Source organism: Ruegeria sp. AL12, from assembly GCF_056540885.1.
In genome coordinates this window covers 1-918 of the sequence record NZ_JBQFXN010000080.1, presented here as the reverse complement: position 1 = coordinate 918, position 918 = coordinate 1, and the positions used below count along the sequence as shown (strand labels likewise).

Genomic DNA, 918 nt, shown 5'->3' with positions numbered 1-918 from the left:
AAATCGTAGCCTGCGGCGGTGTCCGAAAGTCCCGGGCGCGCTCGGTTGCCCTTGCATTCCAGCGCTATGCATTCCAAACAACCTCGAACTCCTCGCGAAACGCAAAGCGTTTCAGGTGGTCCTCTATAACACCCATCCAAAAGTTCAAATCCTCACGTGGGCCGACTGAAGCAACTATTTCCAGCCCTTCGTCCGTCGCTTTCATCGCAACCGCGCGCCGGTTTTCAAACGAAACGTTTCCTTCAGTTGCGCCAAATTCGACTTGCCCTTTGTGGGACCAGTGCTTGCATAACTGCTGAAGATACTTGCTGGCCATTTCTGTTCGCGCATTTCCAGACGCGCACTGGTCTGGCAACATTTCCAACGCAGTTTCGGCCGCCCCGCGCATAGACTTGGCAAAAAGTGTTACGTCGATATTCGTGGCCAGGAACGTAACCCCAAGATCCAGACACTTGCGCTGCATCACGGGGTCCAACGTTAGGATGCCCGCTGCCTTGCCCGCTGCCACGATCCTTGACAACGCGTCCAAAACCGCTTCGACCACGTCGGGGTGGCCAGCATTGCCGATGTGCCCCATATCCGCGGCCAAATCTGACGGACCGATAAATACGCCGTCGACATCTGTCGTCAGAATGTCATCCAGTGCATCCAGGCCAAGGCGGTTTTCCACCTGAACCAACAGGCAAATCTGGTCGCCTGCCGTTGTCAGGTAATCCGGGATCGCCGCGAAACGCGAAGCACGCGCCAGAGCAGACCCAACGCCTCGAACTCCATGTGGTGGATATTGCACCGCGCGCACCAATTCCCGCGCTTGATCGCCGCTTTCAACCATTGGCACCAATATGCTTTGGACGCCAGCATCGAGATATTGCTTGATCATCCAGGTCTCGCCAATTGGCAGGCGCGCTACCGGTTGGC

Annotated in this window: 1 protein-coding gene; it reads right to left on the bottom strand. The window is 56.5% G+C overall.

Features of this window, described 5'->3' with window-relative positions:
* Positions 1–64: 64 nt before the first annotated feature.
* A partial coding sequence (locus ACR0C6_RS21470; protein ID WP_480621142.1) for an aldolase/citrate lyase family protein occupies positions 65–918 on the bottom strand: 854 nt, incomplete at its 5' end.